Source organism: uncultured Aureimonas sp. (assembly GCF_913775355.1).
Classification (GTDB): domain Bacteria; phylum Pseudomonadota; class Alphaproteobacteria; order Rhizobiales; family Rhizobiaceae; genus Aureimonas.
On sequence record NZ_CAJYIU010000256.1, the window covers coordinates 1 to 18737 of the forward strand.

17 protein-coding genes are annotated in these 18737 nt (G+C 65.9%); 8 read left to right on the top strand and 9 right to left on the bottom strand.

All coding sequences use genetic code 11. The annotated features are described in order from the left end of the window. The 3 genes from QZ753_RS15440 to QZ753_RS15450 form a co-directional block, all read left to right on the top strand. Positions 1 to 666: toprim domain-containing protein (locus tag QZ753_RS15440; RefSeq protein WP_294644841.1), on the top strand; the 666-nt coding region annotated here is incomplete at its 5' end. A 63-nt stretch (positions 667 to 729) separates the two neighbouring features. Further along, positions 730 to 1299: a hypothetical protein gene (locus tag QZ753_RS15445; protein WP_294644844.1), complete on the top strand. Its 570-nt coding sequence runs from the start codon at positions 730 to 732 to the stop codon at positions 1297 to 1299. Positions 1300 to 1537: 238 nt separating this feature from the next. Continuing rightward, the gene (locus tag QZ753_RS15450; RefSeq protein ID WP_294644845.1) at positions 1538 to 3064 is read left to right on the top strand and encodes a DEAD/DEAH box helicase; all 1527 of its coding nucleotides are present in this window, start codon (positions 1538 to 1540) and stop codon (positions 3062 to 3064) included. Positions 3065 to 3068: 4 nt separating this feature from the next. On the opposite strand, the gene QZ753_RS15455 is transcribed toward QZ753_RS15450, so the two are convergent. The 8 genes from QZ753_RS15455 to QZ753_RS15490 form a co-directional block, all read right to left on the bottom strand. After that, the gene (locus tag QZ753_RS15455) at positions 3069 to 3449 is read right to left on the bottom strand and encodes a TfoX/Sxy family protein (RefSeq protein ID WP_294644847.1); all 381 of its coding nucleotides are present in this window, start codon (positions 3447 to 3449) and stop codon (positions 3069 to 3071) included. Positions 3450 to 3457: 8 nt separating this feature from the next. Further along, on the bottom strand, positions 3458 to 3841 hold the full coding sequence (sufA, locus tag QZ753_RS15460; RefSeq protein WP_294644849.1) for a Fe-S cluster assembly scaffold SufA: 384 nt from the start codon (positions 3839 to 3841) through the stop codon (positions 3458 to 3460). A 77-nt stretch (positions 3842 to 3918) separates the two neighbouring features. Beyond that, complete coding sequence (locus QZ753_RS15465) at positions 3919 to 4257, bottom strand: SUF system Fe-S cluster assembly protein (RefSeq protein WP_294644869.1); 339 nt, start codon at positions 4255 to 4257, stop codon at positions 3919 to 3921. 98 nt (positions 4258 to 4355) lie between these two features. After that, a complete protein-coding gene (locus QZ753_RS15470) occupies positions 4356 to 5600 on the bottom strand; it encodes a cysteine desulfurase (protein ID WP_294644851.1) in 1245 nt (414 codons plus the stop codon). A 53-nt stretch (positions 5601 to 5653) separates the two neighbouring features. Continuing rightward, the gene (gene sufD, locus QZ753_RS15475; protein WP_294644853.1) at positions 5654 to 6889 is read right to left on the bottom strand and encodes a Fe-S cluster assembly protein SufD; all 1236 of its coding nucleotides are present in this window, start codon (positions 6887 to 6889) and stop codon (positions 5654 to 5656) included. Further along, positions 6889 to 7644, bottom strand: coding sequence for a Fe-S cluster assembly ATPase SufC (gene sufC, locus QZ753_RS15480; RefSeq protein ID WP_294644855.1), 756 nt, complete (start codon positions 7642 to 7644; stop codon positions 6889 to 6891). The genes sufD and sufC overlap by 1 nt, the downstream gene beginning before the upstream one ends. 73 nt (positions 7645 to 7717) lie before the next feature. Beyond that, a complete protein-coding gene (gene sufB / locus QZ753_RS15485; protein WP_294644857.1) occupies positions 7718 to 9256 on the bottom strand; it encodes a Fe-S cluster assembly protein SufB in 1539 nt (512 codons plus the stop codon). A gap of 136 nt (positions 9257 to 9392) precedes the next feature. Further along, complete coding sequence (locus QZ753_RS15490) at positions 9393 to 10559, bottom strand: cysteine desulfurase family protein (RefSeq protein ID WP_294644859.1); 1167 nt, start codon at positions 10557 to 10559, stop codon at positions 9393 to 9395. 224 nt (positions 10560 to 10783) lie between these two features. Between QZ753_RS15490 and QZ753_RS15495 the strand changes: the two genes are divergently transcribed. Together QZ753_RS15495 and tyrS are read left to right on the top strand one after the other, a co-directional pair. After that, the gene (locus QZ753_RS15495; RefSeq protein ID WP_055884820.1) at positions 10784 to 11458 is read left to right on the top strand and encodes an alpha/beta hydrolase; all 675 of its coding nucleotides are present in this window, start codon (positions 10784 to 10786) and stop codon (positions 11456 to 11458) included. A gap of 56 nt (positions 11459 to 11514) precedes the next feature. Next, a complete protein-coding gene (gene tyrS, locus QZ753_RS15500) occupies positions 11515 to 12765 on the top strand; it encodes a tyrosine--tRNA ligase (RefSeq protein WP_294644861.1) in 1251 nt (416 codons plus the stop codon). Between the two features lie 4 nt (positions 12766 to 12769). Here tyrS and QZ753_RS15505 read toward each other — a convergent pair whose 3' ends face one another. Then, complete coding sequence (locus QZ753_RS15505; protein ID WP_294644863.1) at positions 12770 to 16111, bottom strand: hypothetical protein; 3342 nt, start codon at positions 16109 to 16111, stop codon at positions 12770 to 12772. 198 nt (positions 16112 to 16309) lie between these two features. On the opposite strand from QZ753_RS15505, the gene QZ753_RS15510 reads away from it, so the two are divergent. From QZ753_RS15510 to QZ753_RS15520, 3 genes are all read left to right on the top strand, one after another. Beyond that, positions 16310 to 16786 (top strand): peroxiredoxin, encoded by a 477-nt coding sequence (locus QZ753_RS15510; protein ID WP_294644864.1) that lies wholly within the window; start codon positions 16310 to 16312, stop codon positions 16784 to 16786. Beyond that, the gene (locus tag QZ753_RS15515) at positions 16783 to 17604 is read left to right on the top strand and encodes a ferritin-like domain-containing protein (RefSeq protein ID WP_294644866.1); all 822 of its coding nucleotides are present in this window, start codon (positions 16783 to 16785) and stop codon (positions 17602 to 17604) included. Before QZ753_RS15510 ends, QZ753_RS15515 begins: the two co-directional genes overlap by 4 nt. Positions 17605 to 17692: 88 nt before the next feature. Further along, positions 17693 to 18737: M23 family metallopeptidase (locus QZ753_RS15520; protein WP_294644867.1), on the top strand; the 1045-nt coding region annotated here is incomplete at its 3' end.

Consider the following 18737-nt stretch of genomic DNA (forward strand, 5'->3'; position numbering starts at 1 on the left):
GGTGCGGAACTCTTCATCGTCGAGGGCGACTCGGCCGGTGGCTCCGCCAAGCAGGCGCGCGACCGGGCCCGCCAGGCGATCCTCCCCTTGCGCGGCAAGATCCTGAATGTGGCGTCCGCCGGACGCGAAAAGCTCGGCGCTAACCAGCAGCTCGCCGACCTGACCCTGGCGCTCGGCTGCGGCACCAAGGCGAAGTATCGCGACGACGACCTCCGCTACGAGCGCGTCATCGTCATGACGGATGCCGACGTGGACGGCGCGCACATCGCGTCGCTGCTGATCACGTTCTTCTACCAGGAGATGCCGGATCTGATCCGCAACGGTCATCTCTTCCTCGCCGTGCCACCTCTCTACAAGCTGACGCAGGGCGGGAAGACGATCTACGCGCGCGACGACGCCGATCGCGAGCGCATCGTCGCGCGCGAATTCAAGGGCAAGGGAAAGGTCGAGGTGAGCCGGTTCAAGGGGCTCGGCGAGATGCTTCCCTCGCAGTTGAAGGAGACCACGATGGATCCGCGAAAGCGCACCTTGCTTCGCGTCGAGATCGATGCTTCTCCCGAAGCGGGAACCGCAGGGGCGGTCGACGCGCTGATGGGCAACAAACCCGAGGCGCGTTTCCGCTTCATCCAGGACCGGGCGGCCTTCGTCCGCGATCTCGACGTCTAGACCTGCCGTATCGAAAGCCAGGGGCCGACCATGAACCGGATCATCCAGAGTGCCGCCGCGATCGTGCTTCTCGCCGCCGGTGCGGCTGCGGCACAGGACGCGACGCCGCCGGCCGCGGCACCTGCCGAGACCGCGCCTGCGGTACCTGCTGCGCCCCCTGCCCCCGCCGCGCCGGCGGTCGCACCTGAAGCGCCTCAGTCGGCACCGGCTGCGCCGGCACCCGCGCCAGGGTCGGCCGAGCGCAACGCCGAGGTGATGAGCGCCATTGCGGCCCTGTCGCCGATCATCGGCGACGTGCAGATCGTCGGCCCTTGGGCCGTGGATGGGCGCAATGGGGTGTGGCGCACGATCATGACGCAAGCCCTCGGCGAGACCAAGGGAAGCCGTTTCTTCTTCCAGCAGGTCGAGGAGCGCGACGGCAAGCCGACGGTCGTCAGCAGCACCGAAGTGACCGAGATCGCCGAAGTGGACGGGGCGATCGTCGGTTACCGTGCGGACGCGCCGGCCGAAGGTCAGGAAAGCAACCTGACCCTGTTCTTCGACATCGTGCCCATTGATGGAGAGATTTCGGAAACATACGAGCTTTTCGTCGCGCCGGGCCAGCCCTATCGCTTCGGTCCCGCATCGAACTGAGACATTCGGTCCATTCGGTTTTCGGGGCGGTCCGACCCGTCTCGTGCCGCTCGAATAGTTCGGGCGGCCAAGTCCAGCCTAGATTCGCCTCTGCCGGATTGGTTTTCGGTGGAGGATAACTCGCGTGCGCAAGTGTTCTCTGGTTGACAGAGGCATGCCGGACGCCTATCGCCCGTCGAGGGATACGAAGCTCCTTCGGACTTGCTCCTAAGTCCGGCAGCAAGAGACATCCGATTTCATGCCGTTTTCCGATCTTGGTTTGAGTGCGAAGGTTCTGTCGGCTGTCGAGGCGGCCGGTTACACGGAGCCGACGCCGATCCAGGCACAGGCCATTCCCCATGCGCTGCAGCGGCGGGATGTGCTCGGCATCGCCCAGACCGGAACGGGCAAGACCGCCTCCTTCGTGCTGCCGATGATGACCCTGCTCGAGCAGGGACGGGCTCGCGCGCGCATGCCGCGCACGCTGATCATCGAGCCGACGCGCGAACTGGCGGCGCAGGTCGAAGAATCCTTTATCAAGTACGGCGTGAACCAGCGCCTCAACGTCGCGCTCCTGATCGGCGGCGTGTCGTTCGAGGAGCAGAACAAGAAGCTGGAACGCGGCGTCGACGTCCTGATCGCGACCCCGGGTCGCCTCCTTGATCACTTCGAACGCGGACGTCTTCTGATGACGGGCGTCGAGATCCTCGTTATCGACGAGGCCGACCGGATGCTCGACATGGGGTTCATCCCGGACATCGAGCGGATCTGCAAGATGATCCCGTTCACGCGCCAGACGCTTTTCTTCTCCGCCACCATGCCGCCGGAGATCACGCGCCTCGCCGACCAGTTCCTGCAGAACCCTGTCCGCGTCGAGGTGGCGAAAGCCTCCTCCACCGCGTTGACCGTGGAGCAGCGCCTGGTCGCCACCCGCAAGGAAGACTACGAGAAGCGCGAGACGCTTCGCCGGGTGATCCGTGCCCAGGGCGAAGAACTGACCAACGCGATCATCTTCTGCAATCGCAAGCGCGATGTGTCGCTGCTGTTCCGGTCGTTGGAGAAGCACGGGTTCTCCGTCGGCGCGCTGCATGGTGACATGGATCAGCGTGCCCGCACGATGACCCTACAGGCGTTCCGGGACAACAAGCTGACGCTGCTTGTGGCATCGGACGTCGCGGCACGCGGCCTCGATATCCCGATGGTCAGCCACGTTTTCAACTTCGACGTGCCGATCCATGCCGAGGACTACGTCCACCGCATCGGCCGGACCGGTCGGGCGGGCCGTTCCGGCAAGGCCTTCACGCTCGTTTCAAAGGCCGACAAGAAGTATCTCGATGCGATCCAGACGATGATCGGCAAGGAGATCGAGTGGCTGGATGGCGATGTGTCGTCCCTTCCGGCTGTCGAGGAAACCGAGGAGACGTCCGCGAACGATCGCCGCCGGGGTGGTCGCCGCAGCGAGACCGACGGCAAGCGTTCGTCGTCGCGTTCGGGCCGGACGTCCCGCCGCGGTCGCGATGCGACTGCCGATGCCGTGGTCGACGACGAGAGCGTGCCCGAGACGCCGGCAGCGGCCGCTGTCGAGAAGGCAGCTCCGGCGCCTGTGGAGACGGCACGTCGAGCAGAACCGCGCGACGACAACCGCGGTCCCCGCCGCAGCGATCGCCCGCAGCCGTCGTCCGGGCGTCGCCCCAACGATCGGAGCGGATCGGGTCGCGAGGAAGCGTCGCCGGTCGGTTTCGGCGACGAAATTCCGGCTTTCATGCTGATCCAGACAGGCGCCTGAACGTTCAGTCGATCGATTTCGAAGTCTTCGAAGCCGCCGGACGCGTCGAGCGTCCAGGCGGCTTTTTCGTGCCGTGTCGGATGGCTGCTTCAAACGCGAGGCGTGCCCAACTCGCCATAAGGTCCGGATCGTCCAGCGCTTCATCCGGAACCGTGTGGTACGGCATCGCGACCGGAGCCGAGCCCTCGCGCTGGTATGTCCAGCGCCGCGCACCCCCTGCTTCGAAGCGGGACGCCGTTTCGGCATCCGTCTTGAGATAGAGTTCGCCGTTCAGCAGGAGCGCAAGGATGCGTCCGTCGGCGTAGATGCCCTTTCCGCCGAACATTCGGCGGATGCTGATCGGCTGTAGGGTGGCAAACAGTTCGTGGATCGTCTCGTCGTCCACGATTGCGTTCAGGCGGCCGAGCGGGCCGCCGCGACCTGTGCGCTGTCGGCGGGTTTCAACTCGATCGACTCGCCGCAGCCGCAGGCAGACGTCTGGTTCGGGTTCACGAACGTGAAGCCGGAGCGGAGCGTGGTTTCCTCGTAGTCCATGCGTGTGCCGAGCAGGAACAGCACCGCTTCCGGCGCAACGAAGACTCGGGCGCCGGCATGTTCGACCACATCCTCGCCCGGCTTCGGCTCGGTCACGAGATCGATCGTGTATTCCATGCCCGCGCAACCGCCCTTCTTGACGCCGACGCGAATGCCTTCCGCCTCTCCGCCGCGCGCATCCACGATCGCGCGCACGCGCTCGGCCGCGGCATCGGACATGGAGAGAACGGAAAAGCGGCCCATGAGAGGCTCCTTCGAAGCATGCTTGGCATAGATTTGGTACGGCTCGCGCATCTGCGCAAGGCGCACCTTGAGCGTTCTCAGAACCAGCCCACCGCCACCTGGGCTTCCTCGCTCATTCGCTCGGGCGTCCAAGGCGGGTCGAACACCAGTTCCACCTTGACGACTTGAATGCCTTCGACGGAACCGACCGCATTCTCCACCCAGCCGGGCATTTCGCCGGCCACGGGGCAGCCGGGGGCCGTCAACGTCATGTCGATGTCGACGTTGCGGTCGTCGTCGATGTCGATCTTATAGATCAGGCCGAGCTCGTAGATGTCAGCCGGAATTTCCGGATCGTAGACGGTCTTCAGCGCCGCGACGATGTCGTCGGTCAGCCGGGTGAGTTCGTCCGGCGGGATCGCCGAGACCTTCTCGATGCCGGCGGTCTGGAGGTTGGCGCCGACGCGCTCCGCCTCGTCCGGCGTGGGCGACGGCACAGCCGCCGTGTCGTGTGTATCGGCCACCAGATGGCTCCTCAGGCGAAGAAGCGATGCGCCTTTTCAAGCGCTTCGGCGAGGCGATCGACCTCGGCCATGGTGTTGTAAATGCCGAACGACGCCCGGCAAGTCGAGGTCGCGCCGAAGCGCTTCAGCAACGGCTGAGCGCAATGGGTGCCGGCCCGCACGGCGACGCCTTCGCGGTCGATCACCATCGACACGTCGTGGGAATGGATCCCCTCGAGATCGAAGGCGACGATCGCCCCTTTGCCCGGTGCCTCGCCGTAGATGCGAAGCGTCGGAACGGCCTTTAGACGCTCGTGGGCATAAGCTCGCAAGCTTTCCTCATGCGCCGCGATCTTCTCGCGACCGACGGAGCGCATGTATTCAAGCGCCGCCCCGAGGCCAATGGCCTGGACGATCGGCGGGGTGCCGGCCTCGAAGCGATGCGGCGGGGCGTTGTAGGTCACGCCCTCCTCGCTCACCTCCACGATCATCTCGCCGCCGCCGTTGAACGGCTGCATCCGCTCGAGCATGTCGAACTTGCCGTAGAGGACGCCAATGCCGCTCGGACCGTACATCTTGTGGCCGGTGAAGACATAGAAGTCGCAGCCGATGTCCTGCACGTCGACCGGCAGGTGGACGGCGCCCTGGCTGCCGTCGATCAGCACCGGAATGCCGCGCGAATGAGCGAGCTCCGTCACGTTTTTCGCCGGCGTCACGGTGCCCAGAACGTTCGACATGTGGGTGAAAGCGACGAGCTTGGTGCGCGGCGTGATGGCGCGCTCGAAATCTTCGAGCGTGATCGAACCGTCGTCGGCCACCGGGATGAAGACGAGCTTGGCGCCCTTCCGCTCGCGCAGGAAGTGCCAGGGCACGATGTTGGAATGGTGCTCCATCACGGTCAGAACGATCTCGTCGCCCTCACCGATCTCCTGCATGCCGTACCCGTAGGCGACGAGATTGATGGCCTCGGTCGCGGACTTGGTGAAGACGATCTCTTCGTGGCTCGCCGCGTTCAGGAACGACCGCACGATCTCGCGTGCAGCCTCGAAGTCTTCCGTCGACTTGTTCGACAGAAAGTGCAGACCCCGATGAACGTTGGAGTAGCTGTCCGCGTACGCGGACTGGATGACGTCCAGCACCTGACGCGGCTTCTGCGCCGAGGCCCCGTTGTCGAGGTAGACCAACGGTTTGCCGTAGACCTCACGCGACAGGATAGGGAAATCGCGGCGGATCGCCTCGACGTCGTAGCGTTCGGTCGTGATCGTCTGGATGTTCATCGATCCGTTCTCCGGGTTTCCGGCCGGCAGCCGGCTCGGACGGTCGCGCGGGATCAGCGATCCCGCGCCAGCCAGTCGTCGATCCGCGCTTCCAGCGCCTCGACCACGGCCTCGTCCTCTAGGTCTTCCACCACCTCGTCGACGAAGGCCTTCACCAGAAGCGCCCGGGCGGGCGCCTCGGGGATGCCGCGGCTCATGAGGTAGAACAGGTGGTCGGCGTTGATCTCGCCGGCCGTCGCGCCGTGCCCGCACTGCACGTCGTCGGCGAAGATCTCGAGTTCGGGCTTCGCCGAGAAGTCGCCTTCGTCCGACAGGAGCAGCGTATTGCAGGCGAGGCGCGCGTCGGTCTTCTGCGCGCCTTTGGCGACGCGGATCATGCCCTGGAACACGCCATGGCCGCCGAACACGACGTTGCGGAAGATTTCGGTCGAGGTCGTGTGCGCGACGTTGTGATTGAGCGTCGTCGTGACGTCGATGTGCTGGCCGGCCTCCAGAAGGTTCACACCGCGGATCTGGATATCGGCACCCTCGCCGACCGTCACCGCATGAACCTCCTGCCGGACCACGGCGCCGCCCGCGTTGAGCACGAACAGCTTGAGTTTGGCATCCGCGCCGAGGCGCACGTTGAGCTGGCCGAGATGCGTCTCCGCCGCGCCTTTCTCCTGCACCACGATCCACAAAGCCTCGGCGCCGTCGCCGATGTCGAGGTGGTGGACGGCCGACGACAGATCGCCTGCCGCGCCCGCCGGCGCGCGCTCGACGACGGTGGCGCGCGCGCCGGCGCCAACCTCGACGCTCGAATAGGAATGGCTGCCGCCGGCCGCAGGCTGCGGCCGCAGTTCCGTGACGCCTTCGACCCCGTCGGTCTTGGTGACGCGCAGCGCGGAGCCCGCGGCACCCATGGCAGTGTTCAGGAGGCGGATCGTGTCGACCGCGCGGTCGAGATGGTTCACGACCTCATCGAACGCCGCCGGGCTTGTCGCCTGCGAGACCGAGACGCACGGCGCCGGATCGTTGCCGGCTCCGGACGAGCCGAGCTCGACGACGGTGCTGTGCGGCAGGAACGGCGAAAGGAACGTCGCGCCACCCACCTCGCTGCCCGCTTCGGCCTGACGGCCGAGCAGAACACGCAGGTCGGTGTAGTGCCACGCCTCGACGCGGCGGCTCGGCAAGCCCTCGCTGGCGAGAACGTCCAGCGCCCGACGCTGCGCGTCGGTCGCGACCGACGTCTGGCCGCGTTCGATCAGCGCCAGTTCCGCCTTGGTGCGGGTCTGGTTGACGGCCGACATCAGGCCGCCTCGCCGATGATCTGGGCGTAGCCCTCGTTCTCAAGCTGCAGCGCCAGCGACTTGTCGCCCGACTTGATGATGCGGCCCTTGTAGAGGACGTGGACCTTGTCCGGCACGATGTAGTCGAGCAGGCGCTGATAGTGCGTGATGACAAGGAACGAGCGGTCGGGTCCGCGCAGTGCGTTGACGCCATCGGCCACGATTTTCAGCGCATCGATGTCGAGGCCGGAGTCCGTCTCGTCCATCACGCAGAGCTTCGGCTCCAGAAGGGCCATCTGAAGGATCTCTGCGCGCTTCTTCTCGCCGCCGGAGAAGCCGACGTTCAGCGGGCGCTTCAGCATGTCGGCGTCGATCTTCAGATCGGCGGCCGATGCCTTGACGCGGCGCAGGAAGTCCGGGGTCGTCAATTCGGCCTCGCCGCGCGCCTTGCGCTGAGAGTTGAGCGCCGTCTTCAGGAAGGTCATCGTCGCGACGCCGGGGATCTCCAGCGGATACTGGAAGGCCAGGAACACGCCCGATGCCGCACGCTCGGCCGCATCCATCTCGAGGATCGACTCGCCGTTGTAGAGGATGTCGCCCTCGGTGACCTCGTAATCCTCGCGGCCGGCGATGATGTAGGACAGGGTCGACTTGCCCGATCCGTTCGGCCCCATGATCGCCGCCACCTCGCCGTCCGCAACCGTCAGGTCGAGGCCGCGCAGGATTTCGGTGTCGGTGTCCGCCACGCGGGCGTGCAGGTTTCTGATTTCCAGCATCTTCGTTCTTCTAGAGCGTTGGTCGGCGCCGCATCAGGCGCGGTCGAAAGGGTGGTGAGGCGAAACGCCGGCCTTAGCCGACGCTGCCTTCGAGCGAGATGCCGATCAGCTTCTGCGCTTCCACGGCGAACTCCATGGGCAGCTGCTGGATCACGTCCTTGACGAAGCCGTTGACGATGAGCGCCACGGCCTCCTCCTCGGGGATGCCGCGCTGCATGCAGTAGAATAGCTGGTCCTCGGAAATCTTCGAGGTGGTCGCCTCGTGCTCGAACTGCGCCGTCGCGTTCTTGGCCTCGATGTAAGGGACAGTATGCGCCCCGCACTCCTCGCCGATCAGGAGAGAGTCGCACTGCGTGAAGTTGCGTGCGTTCGCGGCCTTGCGCATGGCCGTGACCTGGCCGCGATAGGTGTTGTTCGAGTTGCCGGCCGAGATGCCCTTCGAGATGATCCGGCTCGACGTATTCTTGCCGATATGGATCATCTTGGTGCCGCTATCGATCTGCTGGCGCCCGTTCGACACCGCGATCGAGTAGAATTCACCGCGCGAGCCGTCTCCGCGCAGGATGCAGGACGGGTACTTCCAGGTGATCGCCGAGCCGGTCTCGACCTGGGTCCACGAGATCCGCGAGTTCGCGCCGCGGCAGTCGCCCCGCTTGGTCACGAAGTTGTAGATGCCGCCCTTGCCCTCCTTGTCGCCCGGATACCAGTTCTGGACGGTGGAGTACTTGATCTCGGCATCGTCGAGCGCGACGAGCTCGACCACGGCGGCGTGCAGCTGGTTTTCGTCACGCTGGGGCGCGGTGCAGCCCTCGAGATACGAGACGTAGGAGCCCTTGTCGGCGATGATGAGCGTGCGCTCGAACTGGCCGGTGTTGCGCTCGTTGATGCGGAAATAGGTCGACAGCTCCATCGGGCAGCGCACGCCTGGCGGCACGTAGACGAACGATCCGTCGGTGAAGACGGCCGAGTTCATCGTCGCGAAGAAGTTGTCCGACACCGGAACCACGGATCCGAGGTATTTCTGCACCAATTCGGGGTGCTCGCGGATCGCCTCGGAGATCGGCATGAAAATCACGCCGGCCTTCGACAGCTCCTTCTTGAAGGTCGTCGCGACCGACACCGAGTCGAACACGGCATCGACGGCGACACGTCCACCATAGCTCCCCTCGGATGGCGGCACACCCGAATCGTCGTCGTTCTCGAACTGCGAGGGCTCGTCCGGCCGACGCACGCCTGCCAGGATTTCCTGCTCCTTCAGCGGGATGCCGAGCTTCTCATAGGTGCGCAGGATCTCGGGATCGACCTCGTCGAGCGAAGCCGGGCCCGACATCGACTTCGGCGCGGCGTAGTAGTGGATGTCCTGGAAGTCGATCGGGGGATAGTCGAGGCGGGCCCAGGACGGGCTCTCCATCGACTTCCAACGCTCGAACGCGTCCAGGCGCCATTGCAGCATCCATTCCGGCTCGTTCTTCTTGGCCGAGATCAGACGGATGGTATCTTCGTTCAGCCCTTTGGGGGCCACGTCCATCTCGATTACGGTCTCGAAACCGTACTTATACTGATCGACGTCGATCTGGCGGACCTGATCGATCGTTTCCTGGACTGCTGGCATCGTCTCTCTCCACACTCGCCGGATTCAAGGTCCGGTGGTTGGCTTGTGACCTGCCCTATAGCGGCAGTTCACAACGGTTCAAATGGGGGGCCGCCCTCAAAAGTTGAAGAAGGGAGGCCAGATTAGCTCCGGCATTTCATGCGACCTGCCGGACCGGCCGCGAGCCAGCCTGCCGCGCCCAGAAGCTGGCGAACGCGGCTATGAATCGATCGATCTCTTCGGCGCTCGTCTCCCGGCCGAAACTGACGCGGATACCGCCTTGCGACGGATTGATCGCGGCGCCTCCGCGTGCCATCGCCTCCAGCACGGTCGAGCCTCCGATCTTGCCGGAGGAACAGGCTGAGCCGGCCGACACGGCGAACCCCGCCAGATCCAGGGCGATCTGTGCGGTCTCGGCACGCAGCGCGGGATGATGGATCATCACCGTCTGGGGCAGTCGCGGCGCATGGGCGCCGATGACGAGAAAATCCGGCGGCAGAGCGAGCAGTCCCGTTTCCAGTCGCTGGCGCAGGGCCAGCAAATCCGCCGCTTTCGTCTCGTCGCTCCGGGCGGCGTTCGCCGCCGCTCCGAAGCCGGCGATGAGCGGCACCGCCTCGGTGCCGGCACGCTGCCGCGTTTCCTGCGCACCGCCGGTGAGGAGCGGCGCCGGTCGCATCGATACCGAGCCGAGAATGAACGCGCCGATCCCCTTCGGTCCGCCGAACTTGTGGGCGGAGATGATCATCGCATCGACACCGTGTCGCAGCGCTTCGAGCGGCATCCGGCCGGCCACCTGCACACTGTCGCATACGACGAAGGTGCCAGCCGCACGGCAGCGCTCAGCGATCGCTTCGACGGGCTGCAGCACGCCCGTTTCGCTGTTGGCTTCGCAGATCGCCAGCAGACCCGGAGGGCCTGCGGCGAGCCATGCGTCGAGCGCGTCCAGCCGCAGCGTTCCGTCCGCCTCGACCGGCAGGCGCGTGACGTCGGCAGAGGCGAAGCGGCCGCCCTCGCGGATGCAGGGATGGTCCGTGTCGATGACGGCAAGACGCGAAAGCAAGACATCCCGCCCGTCCCGCATCCAGTGCGGGGTCAGGCAGGTGGAGGCGGCTTCGGTCGCGCCGCTCGTAAAGACGACGGCCTCGCTCTCTGCGCCCGCCAACGCGGCGACCTCGGACCGGGCCTTTGCGACGATGGATCGCGCGATCCGGCCCTCCGTGTGAACCGACGACGGATTGCCGGAGACGCCGAGCGCGGCCACGATCGCATCCTGCGCCGGCTGACGAAGCGGCGCGCTTGCATTGTGATCCAGATAGACACGCATCTCGCGCACAGCCGACCTTCGTGCTTCTGCGGTTGGCCCCTCGAAGGTTCGCCCAACGGTCAACGCTCGAAAATGTTTGTGTTTCGAGCGCTCGGCAGACTACATAGCGCCCCTGTAGGAGCCGTGTAGTTTTGAAGCGTTCTAAGAAAGAACTTTAAGAGGCTGCCCATTCTCCGTCAAGGTGTCCGGTCCCTCCGGTCATCGAGCCCCCTTGAGGTTTTGCAATGCCCGAAGTCATCTTCAACGGACCGGCCGGCCGACTGGAAGGTCGCTATCAGGCGGCGAAGGAGAAGAACGCCCCGATCGCGATCGTTCTCCACCCCCATCCCCGCTTCGGCGGCACGATGAACAATCAGATCGTCTACCAGCTGTTCTACATGTTCGTGGAGCGCGGCTTTACGACGCTGCGCTTCAATTTCCGGGGCATCGGTCGCAGCCAGGGCGAGTTCGATCACGGGGCGGGCGAGCTTTCCGATGCCGCGGCGGCGCTCGACTGGATCCAGGCCCTTCATCCCGATTCGAAGCATTGCTGGGTCGCCGGCTACTCGTTCGGCGCCTGGATCGGCATGCAGCTCCTGATGCGCCGGCCGGAGATCGAAGGCTTCATGTCGATCGCCCCGCAGCCGAACTCCTACGACTTCTCGTTCCTCGCGCCCTGCCCGTCGTCGGGCCTCATCATCCACGGCGACAAGGACAAGGTCGCGCCGCCAAAGGACGTGCAAGGTCTGGTGGACAAGCTGAAGACCCAGAAGGGCATCCTGATCACGCAGAAGACGCTGGCCGGCGCCAACCACTTCTTCTCGGAGCAGACCGAGGAACTGATGGCCGAGTGCGCCGACTATCTCGACCGCCGCTTGGCGGGCGAGCTGTCCGACGCCCGCCCGAAGCGCCTGAAGTAAGACGACAACGAGCCGGATGGCGTGCGCTCCGCGCCGCCCCGGCGGAACGGACGATCATGAGCCGCTACAAATCCGACTTCCTGCGCGTTCTCGACGAGCGCGGCTTCATTCACCAGGTCTCCGATCCGGACGGCCTGGATGCGCTCGCCCACAAGGGGCGGATCACTGGCTATGTCGGCTATGACGCAACGGCGACGTCGATCCACATCGGCAATCTGATTTCCGTCACCATGCTCTACTGGCTCCAGGAGACCGGGCATCAGGCTATCAGCCTGATGGGTGGCGGCACCTCCATGGTCGGCGATCCGTCGTTCCGCGACTCGCAGCGCGGCATGCTGACGCCCGAGCAGATTCAGACCAATATCGACGGCATCCAGCGCGTCTTCGGCAACATCCTGCGTTACGATGGCCCGAACGCGGCCATCATGGTGAACAACGCCGATTGGCTCCTGAGGCTGAACTACGTCGAATTCCTGCGTGACGTCGGCCGCCACTTCTCGGTCAACCGCATGCTCAGCTTCGATTCGGTGAAGCTGCGCCTCGACCGCGAGCAGTCGTTGAGCTTCCTCGAGTTCAACTACATGATCATGCAGGGCTACGACTTCACCGAGCTCAACCGTCGCTACGGCACGGTGCTGCAGATGGGCGGCTCCGACCAATGGGGCAACATCATCAACGGCGTCGACCTCAGCCATCGCATGGGTGGCCCGCAGCTCTACGCCCTGACGACGCCGCTTCTCACCAAGTCGTCGGGCGAGAAGATGGGCAAGTCGGCATCCGGGGCCGTGTGGCTTAACGGCGACCTCTTCTCCCCGTACGACTTCTGGCAGTACTGGCGGAACACCGAAGACGCCGACGTCGGTCGCTTCCTCAAGATTTTCACCCGCCTGCCGCTCGACGAGATCGCGCGTCTCGCCGCGCTCGGCGGCGCGGAGATCAACGAGGCCAAGAAGATTTTGGCGACCGAGACGACGGCCATCGTCCACGGTCGCGAGGCGGCCACGCAGGCCGAGGCGACCGCCCGCACGACCTTCGAGCAGGGCGCGCTGGCCGACACGCTGCCGATCGTGCTGGTTCCGAAGTCGGAACTCGCGTCGGGGGTCGGCATCCTGTCGCTGATCGTCAAGGCGGGGCTCGCCGCGTCCAACGGCGAGGCCCGGCGTCATGTCGCGGGCGGCGCGGTTCGTTTGAACGACCAGCCCGTATCCGACGAACGCCTGTCGGTCGATGCCGCCGCCCTCAGCGATGGCGTCGCAAAGCTGTCGCTCGGCAAGAAGCGTCACGTCCTCGTGAAGGCCGACGACTAAGCCCTCAGTCGAAGGCGAAGATCTGCCGGAAGATGCCCGGCGCGATCGCCGAGATCGGGTTGACCACGAGCGTGGGCGAGGCCATCGCCCCGCTGAGACGGTAGGTGATCCCGATCAGGCCACCCTCCTGCCCGTTGCCGAGGATCTGGCCGAGGATCGGGATCGCGCCGAACACCCGGTTGAGGCCATAGGCCGGCATGAACGAGCCGGTGACGTCGATCTTGCCGCTCGGATCGTAGACGACGCCCGCAAAGCTCGAGCCGAAGATCGGCCCGCGTACGATGCCGTCGGCCACGCGCAACGTTCCCCGGTCGTAGCCGACCTTGGCCGAAGCGTGGTCGAAGAACGCTCGCTCGGTGCGAAGCTCCTGCCCGATCGCCTGAGACAGACTGGCCGCGCCCGGCGCAGGCGAGGAGCCGACGATGCGCGACAGACGCGGTTCGTCGACGAGGTTGAAGTTCATCAGCTTGACCTCGCCGCCGTAGCCCGCGTCCGGCGATCCGATCAGCGTCAGGGACCCCTGCCCGCCATCCATATGACCGTAGAGGCCGGTGAAGCCGAGGAGACCGCCGACGTCGCCGGAGGCGATGCGGATCCTGCGGTTGTCGTTCTGCGGCGCGAGATCGCCGGCCAACGCCGCTCCGCCGATCGACCCGCCGAGCGCTAGCGCCGCCATCCGTCCGTCCGCGGACGCATAGTTCAGCGAGAAGCCGTCGACGGCGCGACCGTTGAACCCGTCGATCCGACCGACATCCATCGTGATGTCGAAGGTGCCGCCACCCGTTCGCGCCGTCTTGTCACGGCCGATGTCGGCTCTTAATTCCGCGAGGATCGGGCGGGCATCGAAGCGATTGCCCTCGACCTTTACACCGAAGCCGTCGCCATGGCGCTCGACATCGACGCTGACGTCGTCGCCGGGGTTCAGAGCGACGCGCGTCAGGGCGGCGCTGCGCAGGCCGCGCTTGTCGACCGACAGCGATCCGCGCGCCTGAAAGCCGTCGCCCTTCAGTTCCAGCTTGTCGAGCTGCGTCGTGTCGCCGTCGCGGCGGACGACGAAGGCGAGGTCGGCGGGCACGCCGGCACCCTTCTTCCAGGCGATGGCGGGCAGATCGAGTTCGGTCTGTCCGAGATCGAGCTTGGCATGCATTCCCTCGCTGTCGTCGGTCACCCGCGCGGCGATCGGGCCTTTCACCACGCCTGACAGTGCAGGAACGAGATCGACGAGCTTGGATGACGGAACCTTGAGTTCCGCCTCGAGGCTGCGCGTCCCGACGGGGGCGGCACCGAACGGCAGGGCGAAGGTCAGCCTCGCCGGCATGCCGTCCATCGTGCCGTCGAGCGAGCCGCTGGCCTGGCCGGGGATCGCGTGGAAGACGCCGTCCAGCTTCGCGAACGTGCGCCCCTCGATCGGCTGTCCGGCATCGACATCCTTCAGGTCGGCCTCGACGCTCCAGTCCCGCACCTGCTCGTTCGGAGCGATCTCGTCTCCGAACAAGAGCTGCGCGCCGACCTGCACACTTGCCGTTCCCGTGAAGGCATCCGTCTTCAGCGGCAGATTGCGGAAGGCGCGGATCGGGTCGCGTTCGGCGATCGCCAGAAGCTGCGGCACGGCGCCCGACGCCTTGAGATTGAGATCGATCCCGAGATCCCGCAAGCCACCGTCCGATGGGCGCTGCAGCACCAGCGTCGAGTTCTCGATCGCGACCGCGTCGAGCCCGTCGATTTTCGCCTGATCGACCGCTACGTCGGTTCGGATGCCTCGAATGGTCACCGACCCGTCCACATCCCGCAGAGACGGAATATCACCGACCGTCGCCAATCCCCCGCCCCGAACCGGAATGTCGAGCTGGAGCTCGGTATCGCTCGGGGTCCCGCCGATCCGGAACGCGTCCCCGATCCGGTCTCGCAGGATATCGATGGAGATGCGGCCCTCGGGCACAACGCCGTCGTCGGACAGGTGAGCAAGAACCCACTTGCGCGCCTTGCCGGAAATGTTGAACGGCCAGAACGCCTTGACGGCCGACGCTCTCAGCGACGTCGCCTTCAGGTCCAGAAATGTTCGCGCGTCCGGGGCGGAGCCATCATAACGTGCCTGCCCCTCCAGCCGCCCGCCGTCGGTCACGACACGGGCTACGTCCAGTGACAGCTGGTGGGCGACCGGCGTTAGGCTGCCCGCCAGTTCGAGCGAAGCGCTAAGCGGCTGGGCGACCGAGGCGTCGTCCCGCCCTACCATCGAGCGGACGTCCGGCGCCGAAAGCTCGAAACCGTAGATCGGCGGCGCACCGGCATCGGCACGGTTCGTCTGTTCCACGGCGCCCGTAAGCTCGAAGGCGACGTCCCGAAACCGGAACGGGCTTCGCTCGATCACCAGTCGCTCGTCCCCCTGCGTATAGGAAAGATCGAGCTGGCCGCTCTCCAAGCGCGTGCGATTCAGGCCGAGTTGCAGGTGTCCCGCACCGACATGGGCGGTGGCGCGCAGGAAAGCCGGATCATCCGGCGTCGCGCGGTCCAGTGAAAGGTCGAGCGACAGTTCCGAGTCGCTGCCGAAAGGACGCTCGTCGTCTTCGTCGGCCTCGTCCGCCGGCGGCACGATCGCGCCGAGATCGATGCGCCCCGTGTGCCCTTCCAGCCGCTTTAAACGGCTGGTCGCCGGATCGAAGTCAGCGGTGCCGGACAGAAGCAGCGGTACGTCGCCGACCTCGACGTTCGAGACGAGGCGTAGCGTTCCGTCGAGCGCGCGGTGCAGGTCCGCCCGCTGGAGGGTCAGTTGTGACATCTGCCCGGCCCGTGCCGGGAGGCCGGTGACGCGGATATCCTGCAGGCTCAACGTGTCGAAGTGATAGGCTTGCAGCGCCTGCAACTGCCGCTCCAGCGCCGAGACCCCGCCGTCGATCGTGCGCGCCAGCATGGATCGGTCATCCGGCTCGACCGTCGCTTCCGTCGCCTGCGGCGCGCGGTTGCCCGCGAAGGCCGAGAGATCGAGGTCGGCACCGGCGATCTCGAGACGGCCGAACTCGAGGCTGCCTCCGACGAGCGGCATCAGCCGTAAAGCCACGGAAATCCGCTCGACGCGCGACTCGAGATCCGGCCGATCGCGTCGATGCAGGGCCGCGTCGAACCAGTTGAGCGCCAGCGTCCCGTCGCCCCTAAACTCGAACTGCTGGCGCCCGAGCGTCGCCTCGTAGCGCGGACCGAGCAGGCGGGAGAGCGCGGCCGTCGTCTGCGACTGGACGAAGCGCTCGCCCGTCGGCGTTCCAAGCAGAAACACGCCCGCGACCGCCACCGTCAGTGCGAGAAGCAGGACGAAGCTCAGGATCGCACCGACGAGACGGCGAATCTTCCTCATCAAGTCCGATGGTCTCCCGCAACATCAAGAGGGCAATCGAGGCGCAGCCTCATGAGGCGTGCAACAAACGGTCCGTAGCTTGCCTTCGACTTGCGGGCGCTATGATAAAGGGCGCAGACGCCACGCCTGTTGATCCCGCGCCACACCCTGTCGCCGCGTCGCAGACGTGTCAGCGCAATGGGCCGAAAGGAGGGCCGAATGGCGACTTTGACGACGGGTCAGACTTTTCCGCATTTCGAGCTGCCGGCCGATGACGGGACGACGGTGTCCGACGCCCAGCTGCGCGGGAAGCCCTACGTGATCTTCTTCTACCCGAAGGACGACACGTCCGGCTGCACACTCGAGGCTCTGGACTTCACCGCCCTCGCAGAGGAGTTCGCCGCGAGCGGCGTTCCCGTCTTCGGCGTGTCCCCCGATCCCGTCGAAAAGCACTGCAAGTTCCGCGACAAACACGGCCTCAAGGTTCCGCTCCTCGCCGATCCCGAGCGCACGCTGATCGAACCTGCCGGCGTGTGGGCGCAGAAGAGCATGTACGGCAAGACCTACATGGGCGTCGAGCGCACGAGCGTCCTCGTGGGCGCTGACGGCCAAATCCACCGCGTCTGGCCGAAGGTGAAGGTCGACGGGCATGCCCGCGAGGTCCTAGACGAAGCCCGCAAGCTGGCCGGCGCGTGAGCCGCCTCGCGACGCCGACGCTGCGCGGTCTTGCGATCGAGGCATTGCGGGAGCCCGATCTCGACGAGAAGCGCCGGCTGACGCGTCTGGCTGGCGAGAGATGGGCCGACCGAACTCTCGGCCTGTCGGCGCCGACGGACCCGCCGTTGCCGGCACGTCCCGGTCGCCCGGCAGAGCCCGCCCTAGTCTCGCCGCGGCATGTCCCCCGCCGATCCGTCCATACGCTCGACGGGCGCGTGGCGATGATCCACGCGCTCGCCCATATCGAGCTGAACGCCATCGACCTTGCCCTCGACATCGTGGCGCGCTTCTGCGGTCAGCCTGTGCCACGCTCGTTCTTCGACGGATGGATGATGGTCGCGACCGACGAGGCACGCCATTTCGGCCTGCTGTCGGACCGGCTCGAGGCCCTCGGTTCGCGTTATGGCGCCCTGCCTGCTCATGATGGCCTGTGGCAGGCCGTCGAAGTGACCGCACACGATCTCGCGGCCCGACTTGCGGTCGTGCCGTTGATTCTCGAAGCGCGCGGGCTGGACGTGACGCCGTCTCTCCTCGCAAAACTCAACGAGGTCGGCGATCCGCAGACGGCGGCGATCCTCGACATCATCTACAACGACGAGAAGCGGCATGTGGCTGTCGGCGCCAAATGGTTCCGCTTCCTCTGTGCACGTCAGCGGATCGATCCGGCTCGCCGGTTCCAGGAGCTCGTGCGCGAGTGCTTCCGCGGCGAGGTGAAGGCGCCCTTCAACGATCGCGCGAGAGCGGAGGCGGGTCTGACGCCGACATTCTATCGGAGCCTGTCGCCGCTCTCGCAGTAAGCCTGGAGCGACCGTCAACGACCCTTTAACCTTAACGGTTTCTAATTCCTCCATGCGGCCGACCGTCCGGCGCGCGTGGAGCGGGTGCATGAGTTCGCAGCTTCGCGGTTCCGTCTTCGGAAACCGAGTCAGATCCCATACGATCGTCATCGCGCGCGGCGAGAAGGTTCGACACTGGACCGTGCCGTCCTGGCTTCTGGGAACGGGGGCTGCCTTCGCGGTGATCGGCGTCGTCGGCGGCATCGGAGCCGTCGCCCTGTCGTTGTCCGGCGACAGCGTCGTTCGCATGATGCTCGATCGGGAGGTCCGGGCGACGACGGTCTACGAGCAGCGCATCAGCGGGCTGCGTCAGGAACTCGACAAGCTGACCACACGGCAGCACATCGACCGCGACCAGATCTCGAAGGAACTTCAGGCGCTGCTCTCGCAGCAGGCGCAACTCGTCGGCCGGTTCCAGAAGCTCGAACCGCTCCTCGGCCAAGCCGCCGACGCCGGCCTGATCGATCCCGCCACGATGGCCTCGACGAGTTCGGACGATTCGAAGGGCTGGAACGTGATGGGCAGCCTCGGGCAGATGCTGACGCCCTTCCGGTCGGCGCAGCCGGACTCCGTCGAGCATATCCGCGATGTCGTGCTCCCCTCGATCCGCGAGAGCGTTGGCCTCGTCGAGGGGCAGCAGGCGGCGGGCGTCGCCAAGCTTTCGAAGGAAGCGTCCGAAAAGGTCGACCGGATGAGCGGGCTGCTCCAGCCGCTGGGCGTCGACGGCGACGAAGGCGGCGTCTTCGTCCCGGCGCCCGCCAATGCCAGCTTCGACCTCCAGCTCCAGGGGCTGGAAGACGCGCTGTCGCGGATGGACGACCTGCGCGGGGAAGCCGAACGCCTGCCGATCGCCGATCCCAAACCGGCCGGCACCGTCCGCACCTCGACGTTCGGCATCCGGTCCGATCCGTTCCTCGGTCGCGAGGCGATGCACACCGGCGTCGATTTCGCGGGCGCCGCCGGCACCCCCGTCCGGGCGACCGGCCAGGGCCGCGTCATCTCAGCCGGCGATCAGGGCGGCTACGGACTGGCCGTCGAGATCGACCACGGCAACGGGATCACCAGCCGCTTCGCCCATATGTCCCGCATCGACG